The sequence below is a fragment of the Seohaeicola sp. 4SK31 genome (assembly GCF_028802875.1).
Classification (GTDB): Bacteria; Pseudomonadota; Alphaproteobacteria; order Rhodobacterales; family Rhodobacteraceae; genus Seohaeicola.
Genome location: NZ_JARAMP010000004.1, coordinates 222,560 through 231,286, shown reverse-complemented (window position 1 = coordinate 231,286; position 8,727 = coordinate 222,560). Strand labels below are relative to the sequence as shown.

At 56.7% G+C, this 8,727-nt stretch carries 6 protein-coding genes and 3 pseudogenes; 3 read left to right on the top strand and 6 right to left on the bottom strand.

The genetic code is table 11. The features are described from left to right. The first annotated feature begins 210 nt into the window (after positions 1 to 210). Positions 211 to 840: a tyrosine-type recombinase/integrase gene (locus PVW27_RS05415; RefSeq protein WP_274555797.1), complete on the top strand. Its 630-nt coding sequence runs from the start codon at positions 211 to 213 to the stop codon at positions 838 to 840. A 94-nt stretch (positions 841 to 934) separates the two neighbouring features. Here PVW27_RS05415 and tnpC read toward each other — a convergent pair. The 5 genes and pseudogenes from tnpC to PVW27_RS05390 all read right to left on the bottom strand — a co-directional run. After that, positions 935 to 2,239, bottom strand: a pseudogene (gene tnpC / locus PVW27_RS05410) (IS66 family transposase); the annotation flags it as partial. A gap of 60 nt (positions 2,240 to 2,299) precedes the next feature. Beyond that, positions 2,300 to 2,650, bottom strand: a complete 351-nt coding sequence (tnpB, locus tag PVW27_RS05405) for an IS66 family insertion sequence element accessory protein TnpB (RefSeq protein ID WP_274555796.1) — start codon at positions 2,648 to 2,650, stop codon at positions 2,300 to 2,302. Continuing rightward, on the bottom strand, positions 2,647 to 3,051 hold the full coding sequence (gene tnpA / locus PVW27_RS05400) for an IS66-like element accessory protein TnpA (RefSeq protein WP_238373424.1): 405 nt from the start codon (positions 3,049 to 3,051) through the stop codon (positions 2,647 to 2,649). The genes tnpB and tnpA overlap by 4 nt, the downstream gene beginning before the upstream one ends. 696 nt (positions 3,052 to 3,747) lie before the next feature. Beyond that, positions 3,748 to 4,677: a tyrosine-type recombinase/integrase gene (locus PVW27_RS05395; protein ID WP_274555795.1), complete on the bottom strand. Its 930-nt coding sequence runs from the start codon at positions 4,675 to 4,677 to the stop codon at positions 3,748 to 3,750. Positions 4,678 to 5,033: 356 nt separating this feature from the next. Beyond that, positions 5,034 to 5,933, bottom strand: coding sequence for a porin (locus tag PVW27_RS05390; protein ID WP_274555794.1), 900 nt, complete (start codon positions 5,931 to 5,933; stop codon positions 5,034 to 5,036). Between the two features lie 279 nt (positions 5,934 to 6,212). On the opposite strand from PVW27_RS05390, the gene PVW27_RS05385 reads away from it, so the two are divergent. Beyond that, positions 6,213 to 7,037, top strand: a complete 825-nt coding sequence (locus tag PVW27_RS05385) for a flagellar motor protein MotB (protein ID WP_274555793.1) — start codon at positions 6,213 to 6,215, stop codon at positions 7,035 to 7,037. A gap of 114 nt (positions 7,038 to 7,151) precedes the next feature. Then, positions 7,152 to 8,441 (top strand): annotated as a pseudogene (locus PVW27_RS05380) (flagellar hook protein FlgE); the annotation flags it as partial. Here the strand turns inward: PVW27_RS05380 and PVW27_RS21560 are convergent. Next, positions 8,405 to 8,542: pseudogene (locus PVW27_RS21560) on the bottom strand (flagellin N-terminal helical domain-containing protein); the annotation flags it as partial. The pseudogenes PVW27_RS05380 and PVW27_RS21560 overlap by 37 nt on opposite strands. Between the last annotated feature and the right edge of the window lie 185 nt (positions 8,543 to 8,727).

Sequence of the window (8,727 nt, the reverse complement as noted above, 5' to 3'; positions counted from 1 at the left end):
TGGGCTCAGACCAGACTTTCGCGGCATCACGCCCGAACGTCTGCTCTACTTCTCTTCCAGATATCTCCCCCAGCACGCCACTTACCGCTGAAGAAATTGCGCCAGATTGTGGTAAAGGTCACAGGGAAATTACAGCATATCGCAAGATGCCGCTTCTTTTATGCAAGGTTTATGGGTATTATTACCGTATAACCTTGCAAGAATTTGCCCGTGAAAGCTGCCGCCGAGACCGCCTGGAACAAAGGCCGCGTCGTGGGTAAAAAACCACCACTGACGCCAGACCAGGTCGCGCTGATCCGGCTGATCCTGCGCCAGGAAGGGGCCTTACGTGATCTGGTCCTGTTCAACGTTGCCCTCGATACCAGCTTCCGGGGGTCTGACCTGGTGCGCCTGCGGGTGGCGGACGTGGCAACCCCGGCAGGGGTGCGCGAGATCGTCGAAATCCGGCAGAAGAAAACCGAAGGCCGCAATGCGCGCCCGGTCCAGGCGCGATTGTCCTCGAGCACGCGCGACAGCCTGCGTGCCTATCTCGCCGCCGCTGAAAAGCCGCTTCACGACTGGCTGTTCACGGGGCAGGGGGCAAGGTGGTCACACATCCACCTGAGCGAAAGTCAGCTCTGGCGGCTGTTCAAGTCCTGGCTGGAAAAGGCGCGCCTCGATCCCAGCCTTTATGGGCTGCACTCACTGCGCCGGACCTTCCCGACCCATATCTACCAGCAGACCGGCAACCTGCGCGCAGCTCAGCTGTTGCTGGGTCATGCCAGCATCGAAAGCACCAAGGAATACATTGGCACCGAACAGGCCGAAGCTTTGGAAATCGCACGTAAGTATCATCTCTGATCCATGCAGACATATCTTGAGAAACGCTTACCTGAACAGAGAATGGCTCGGTTCTACCGGATGGCCGTCGTGCCCAACCTGTTTGGCGAATGGACGCTTTAGCCGCCTTGTTGTGTCGGGACAGTTTCGCGCGCTCTGCCAGCAGCCAATCATGGAGATTATCAACCAGGGGACGGGAGAGTTTCTGACGGGCGGCAAGCCGGGCATCGGCATCCAGCCCATTGATCTCGCGCTCGATGTCGAAGATGGCGTCGATCCGTTTCACCGCTTCCAGCGCGACCGGCGAGATTTGATGGCTGGGTTTGCCCTTGCGGACGTTGCCCGCGATGTCGGCCAGCTCGAAGAACTTCCGGCGGGCATGAGCCCAGCACAGCGCACTGGTCACAGCCCCCGCATCACGGTCGGCGCGATAAAGATCGTTGTATCCTCCATAGGCATCCGCTTGCAGCACGCCTTGCCATCCGGCCAGGTGCTGATTGGGATTGGTTGCCGCACGGTCGCGGGAGAAGTGGAAGACCGCCGCCGGCGGTGCGCCACCATTCCAGGGCCGGTCATCACGGACATAGGTCCAGAGCCGGGCCTTTTTTGCGCCGCCTCGCGCCAGAAGCGGCACGGTCGTGTCATCGCCATGCAGGCGGTGAGCGGCACGCACATGGCTCTCGATCAGCGCATGGAGGGGCTGCAGCGCGACAGTCGCGTGCCCGACCAGGTCCGCCAGGGTCGACAGGCTCAACTCGACGCCTTCACGGGCGAACCGCTCGGCCTGCCGGTTCAGCGGCTGGTGCTGACCATATTTCTCGAAGACGAGCATGGCGATCAGGCTGGGCCCGGCCCATCCACGCGGGATCGCATGGAACGGGGCTGGCGGCTGGCTGATCTTCTCGCAGGCCCGGCAGGTGAACTTCTCACGCACGGTCTGGATCACCTTCCATTGCCGTGGGATTACCTCCAGCGTCTCAGTGACATCTTCGCCCATCTTCACGAGACGATCCGAGCCACAGCAGGTGCAGGTGGCAGGTGCCTCAACGACAACCCGCTCGCGCGGCAGGTGATCGGGAAACGGCTTGCGCACAGGACGGCGACGCGTGAAGGCGCGCACCGTGGAGGCGGCCTTGTCGGCCGCCTCTTCGGCGGCCAGGGCATCCTCGGTTGCCGCTGTTTCCAGTTCTTCAAGCTGCAGTTCCAGTTGATCGATCAGCCGCGAGCGCCGTTCCGACGAGATGCCGTATTTGTCTCGGCGCAGTTTGGCGATCTCGAGCTTGAGCTCCTGGATCATCGCTTCCGAGCAAGAGACAACTGCGCGGGTCTGTGCCAGCTCGCTTTCCGCAACCTCTGCACGGGCCTCGGCAGCGGCCAGGGCAGCGCGTAATTTGGCGAGTTCGGAGGCGGCGTCAGACATGGCCAATATTTAGCAACCGGGGCCGCGGAACACCAATAAAAACAGGCCTGTCAGTGCAATTTATCCAGCCTTTGCAGGGCGTTGCGTCCAGCGTGGATTGCGCCAGTCAATACCCTCCAGAAGATAGCCCAACTGTGCCGCCGAGATCTGCACCGCCTGGCCAGACCGGCTCACCGGCCAGATGAACTTACCCGCTTCTAAGCGCTTCAGATACAGCGACATGCCCACGCCGTCATACCACAGGATCTTGACCAGATCGCCCTTACGACCCCGGAAGCAGAATATCTCACCCGCATGGGGATCGCGGCCGAGCCCCTCCTGCACCTGTAGCGCCAGCGTGTTCATGCCCCGCCGCATATCGGTGACGCCGCCCGCAATCCAAACCTTCACGCCCGCCGGAAACGCGATCATTGTCTGTCCACCACGGCCAGGATCCGCGCAAGCGCTTCGGGCTCCACGCCCACCGGCACGATGACCCGCCGCCCGTTCGGCAGAGCTATCTCAATCTGACAGTCCGGAGGCGGACAGGGATCAACTGAATGGGTCTGTGGCGCGGGCGCTTTCGTCACGGTCACCGGCGCGAACGATATTGGACGAGAAGACCCAAGCTCACCGTTTCGATACTGCCGCCGCCAAGTCGTCAACAGCGAGCGGCAAATGTCGTGTCGCCGCGCTGTGGCTGCCACCTGACGGTGGCCGATAAAGCTCTCCTCCACAATGCGCAGTTTGTCATCATCTGACCAATACCGGCGGCGTTCACCATCGGCAGCAGACAGAACTTCGATTTGAGGGCGGTTGATAAAGTCGGACATAAGGGCGGACTTACCATCGGAGCGAACACAAGTTCAGACGGCCGCCCCCGGAGGCTTACAGCGTTGGTCGCAAAGTCGCCTGAACACTGCGAGCAGGCGAATAGGGACCTGTATCGACGCGAAGCCTTGTGAGAATCTGGCGGAGATACGGGTCAGACACAGATTGGCCCTCAATCGGCTGGGGTGTTGCACAGATTGCTTGCCGATACTAAATGCCACATCGCCCATTCAGCAACGTGCAAGAATGCCTTTAGGTCCATTGGCCCGACGAATAGGCGCCAATGCCAACTGAGTTCTTTGCGCTGCATCGTGACACCGCCAACTGCTGCTTTGCCGTTTCACCTACAAACTGCAGCTTTTGCTAGTGCTGCGAAGCCGGGGGATCGGAGTTCGAATGGCCGGTCTGGGTCGATTTTTACGTTTTGATCTGACTTTTACGATGAAAGCGCGCTACGCGAACCCTTCGATAGTTATCGTTTAATCGGGACTGGAACCCAAAAAAGAATCCGATGCGGGGGCATTATTGGGGGCTCTTGAAGAAATTTGGTATTTTTTATGGTTTTATACCAGATACTTACTAGTCGAAGTCGAGTCACTTCAGCGCACCACAATCCATTTAAAGCCCCACGACACGGGTCAGGCTATCGTCTGCCCATGCCTTCCCCGGTCGTCAGGACCTGGGTTGATGGTCTCCCATCAGATCCACGAATTGCTGATGCTCTTCGAGACGACTTCGGTTCTCTCGTGCAATTTATCCCGCAAGAGGTGAGCATATCTCTGGGTCATCGTGATATTTGAATGCCCCAGAAGTCTCTGCACTTCATAGATGCTGACTTCGTTATTGATGAGAAGGCTTGCATAGGTATGCCTCAAATCGTGAATACGGACATCGCTAAGGCCTTCTGATCGCACGACTTTATACCAGGCAGCATAGAAGCTGTCATACTTGGTCCTGGTTCTGGGGTTAGTGAAGACATAGCCATCCCGGGGGTCGATCGGGCCAAGGAACTCTGATTTCCGTCTGACCTTGTGAAAAGTGGAAAGAGCTTCGGAACTGAGAAAGATCTCTCTGGAGCGACCATTCTTGGAGACCGGAACGTGCCAGATCGACTTCTGCTCGTCGATATCTGACCATCGCGCGTTCCTCAACTCACCGACCCGCGCGCCGGTCAGAAGAAGAAGTTTCACGACGAAGTAAAGATAGGGATGCGGGCTGACCATACAGCCACTTAAAAGACGACGAATTTCTGTTTGCGAAAGGAATTTTTGCGTGTAATTGCCGACAGGCAATTTTCTGACGTCGATCTTGACGTGAAGCTGCTCCTCCAAAAAGCCCCAGACATAGGCTAACTTTATGATATTCATCAGAAAATCAATATGCTTGTTGATCGTCGAATTCTTGAGCCTTTTCTCGACCTGTTTATTTCGCCAATCGTTCACTTTACGTGATGAAATCTCGGATATCGGGATGTTTCCAAAGTCTCCAGCAATATGTTTGGCATAAGTCAGGCGATCGTCCCGCCCTCTCTTTTTCGTCACGATGGCATTCGGCAAATACTGATCGTAAAAAAATTCATTCATCGTGATCGCAACAGTTATACTGTCGTTCTTTTTTCTCCAAAACATTCCTGTCACTCCGATCCAGAAATCCCTGGGTAAAACCCCCTCACTCGTACAGCTCAATAGAACTATACTATAGAGAGAACAAAATAACCATGATTCTTGAAAGGGATAGCATATTTAGGGTAGTCATACTCATCACCATACTTCTCTATTTTAAATAGACCATTTTATTCCGGTCACTGGGCTATGTCCGTGAATAGACACCCGGCGTCTCGGTGTAAAAAAAACATGTATGATTATTTGAGTTGGGTGATTGCGAAAATCTTCGCTCAGTACAGTTTACACGAAACAAAGTTGCATAAACGCAACAAAAGGACAGGCCCAGAGGCCTGCCCTTCCGTATACAGATCCAGTAAGGATCAGAAGCTGAACTGAACGCCCAGACCGATAACTTCGCCCGAACCCGCCTGACCAGCAGTCGCAGACAGAGTTGCGCCTCCGCCGAGATTGTATGTCAGGTTCAAACCAATATCATCTTCGGTTCCGCCAGCCACATCGTAGCTGGTATATGCCGCTGCGACGGTGATCGCGCTATTGATAGCATAGCTACCCGAAACGATGTACTCGTCATCGCTGTTCAGGGCAGCACGCACACCGATTTCACCGATTGTGTAGCCAACTTCTGCTTGCCAGTTGCTCTCGTCATCGAATGCAGCGCCCACGCTCAAACCGTTTGCCGAGTAGCGTGCACCAAAGTCCATGCTTGCCGGGTTGGTGGCCGATACAGCTTCACCATCAACCGTCGAACCAACGCCGACCGTGAAGTCACCGAAAGCGTAGGTTGCCAAGACGCGAGCACCAGCAGACGTGTCAGCAACTGCGCCCATACCCGAACCCTGAGCAGTCCGCGCCCAAACACCGCCGTTGTCATAGCCCCAGAAGTGGCCACCACGTGCGAAGGTGTTCATTGCGGTGTGCGTGTTGCCGACAACGAGACGAAGACCGGCATAGGATACGGCCACGGTCTTGTAGTTGACGCCAGCGTCGCTGCCCGAGGCGTCGTTGTTTGCCTGAGTCAGGCGGCCGAAAGCGGTGAATGCGACGCCGCCGTCAGTTTCGACGCTGCCAGTGAACGTCAGACGAACAGCGCTAGTAGCATTGGTCCCAGCAGCGTTATCAGTCACACCAACATAGCCGAAGCCACCCATGGTGATATCAGCAGCAGCAACACCAGCGGTGGCGACCAGCGCAGTAGTTGCGATAATACTGTCTCTCCCACAACCGTAGTAAAATGGATTGGATCGTCCAAACTGTTGCATCACGGCCACTCGATCGGCTGTGTGACTTACGCTCTTGCCCGGATGAAATTTTTCCGACCCTTGCGGCTTGAATGCACGCCGCTGTCACCGTGATGCGGTGCTCTTGCGCCTCGGTGGCACGTGACAGGTTTGCCCTCTTTGTCGCGTTGCGCCATCTGGGATGCGGGCACGACCTGCCGCGCCCCATGCAGCCGGAAATACCTCCAATTGAAGCTGTTAACCCCTGAGCAACTGCTTGGCGGTTATGCCTGATCCCGGGTGAGTAAGAAGGTGGTGGAGATGGGCACGCAATCCAATGCGGCGCCAGTCATCATCAAGCGGAAGAAGATCATAGCGGGCGGTCACCACGGGGGGGCGTGGAAGGTCGCTTATGCCGACTTCGTGACGGCGATGATGGCCTTCTTCATGCTGATGTGGCTGCTGAACGCGACAACAGAGCAACAGCGCAAGGGGCTTGCCGACTACTTCCAGCCGACGATTGCGATCAGCAGGGTCTCGGGCGGGGCGGACAGCGCATTCGGCGGCGACAGCATCTTTTCCGAGGATGTGAAGCCAACCGTCGGCACAGGTGCAACAAGCCTGCGTCCCACTGAAAGTGACCGAGCCAAAGGGGCAGTATCCGCAGAGGCCGATGCGAAAACCGAACTTCAGAAGGTCGAGGAGGCTTTGCTTGGGCTGGGTGGTCAAAGCGCCATCGAGGCTACTGCTCTCAAGCATGTGGTTACACGGGTCACGGACGAAGGATTGGTCGTCGAACTTTTCGACCTCCCCGATGCTGTCCTGTTCGAGGAGGGGTCTGACCGCCCGACCCAGTTGCTTGTGGTCCTGTCGCGGATGATCCGCGAAGCGTTTGCTCTTGTCATCAACCCTGTCGCGATCGAGGGGCATGTGATGTCGCGCCCGGTTGTCTTTCTTGAGAACCCTGTGTGGGAACTTTCGACCAGCCGCGCCGACAGGATGCGCCTGATGCTGCAGGCGGATGGCATGGAGAGCACCCGGATGTCCCGTGTGACGGGCCATGCCGATCGGGAACTGGCCGTCGAGAACCCGCTCTCTACCCGCAACAACAGATTGGAGGTCATTCTTCTGACGGAGATGGAATGAGTTCTGAAAAGCGGACGGAGCGAGAATGGAAAGGATTTTACGCGTTAGCCTGCCGTTAAGCCCCTGACTGTATGGATGTCGGCAATGTGGTCGGTACAGCAGAAAGGCGTATCCATGACAATTTCCTCTTCCCTGAATGCTGGCGTCGCCGGCCTGTCTGTCAATGCAAGTCGGCTTGCCGCGATTTCGGACAATATCGCGAACTCCGCCACCTTTGGTTACAAACGCATGGAAGCCGATTTTCATTCGATGGTGATCTCGTCGAACGGTGGCAGCTATTCCGCCGGTGGTGTGCGGGTGACATCCCAGCGGTTGATCGACCAACGTGGTTCGCTTGTCTCGACAAGTAATCCCACAGATCTTTCTGTGCGTGGCCGCGGTTTTCTGCCGGTTGCCTCGGCGTCCGAGATCGCGGTCGGCAATGGTCAGCTGATGCTTCTCACAACAACCGGCTCATTTCGGACAGATGACGAAGGGTTCCTGCGAACAGAGTCCAATCTGGTTCTGCTGGGTTGGCCCGCCTTGCCAGATGGAAGCATTCCCCCGGTACCCCGCGATACCAGTGCCGGACTGCGCCCTGTGCAAATCAACGTCAACCAGTTCACAGGAGACCCGACAACCCGCCTGAGCCTTGGCGTGAACCTGCCCGCGACCGAGACCGCTTCGACAGGAACAGGACAATCACGAGAACTGTCGGTCGAGTATTTCGGCAATCTTGGAACATCCGAAAGCCTGATGATCGACTATCAGCCCACAGTTCCGGCCAGCGGTTCCTCCAACCAATGGACAATGACTATCCGTGACACAGCCTCTGCCAACGCCGTGGTCGGGCAATATACGCTCGATTTCGATGATGGGCGCATCGCAGGGGGCACTCTGAACGCAGTCACAACGCTGGCTGGCGGGGCTTATGATGCCCAGACCGGGTCATTGATCGTCAATGTCGCTGGCGGCCCGATGGAGATCAATATCGGCCGTATCGGCGCCACTGACGGACTCACGCAACTGTCAAACAGCTTTGCTCCGGTGTCCATTTCAAAGGACGGCTCTCCTGTTGGAAACATGACCTCGGTCGAAGTGGACGCGAACGGTTTTGTTCACGCCTTCTTCGATACTGGCATCACGCGACGCATCTTCCAGATTCCGTTGGTGGATATGCCCAATCCCAATGGAATGGTCGCCCTGGATGAACAGACTTATGTCCCCTCGCCGGAAAGCGGAACCTACTTCCTATGGGATGCGGGTGACGGACCGACAGGTGACATCGTTGCCTTCGCACGTGAGGAATCAGCCACCGATGTAGCGGGCGAACTGACCGACATGATCCAGACACAGCGCGCCTACTCGTCCAATGCCAAGGTCATTCAGACGGTGGCATTGTCCTTGGCGGTCCCTACCGACTTGCCGGTCGAGATCATATCCTGCGTCTTGCCCAGATTGGCATTGATGGATTTCAGGGTTTGCAGCGCGACCATCGCGCCGTTATTGGTCAGAATGCTTGACATATTTCAGGTTCCTTATTGCATGTTGAGCGCCTTTTGCGCGTTCGATTGTGCCGCCCCCACAAGAACGACTGCCTGCCTTCTGACGTTTGCAGGTCATGGGGTTCCATGACTTGCGCCACCCTTTTGGATGCAGACCCAACATGCTGCTTGAAATGCTAAGGATGTGCTAAATCCAGACGCTGATT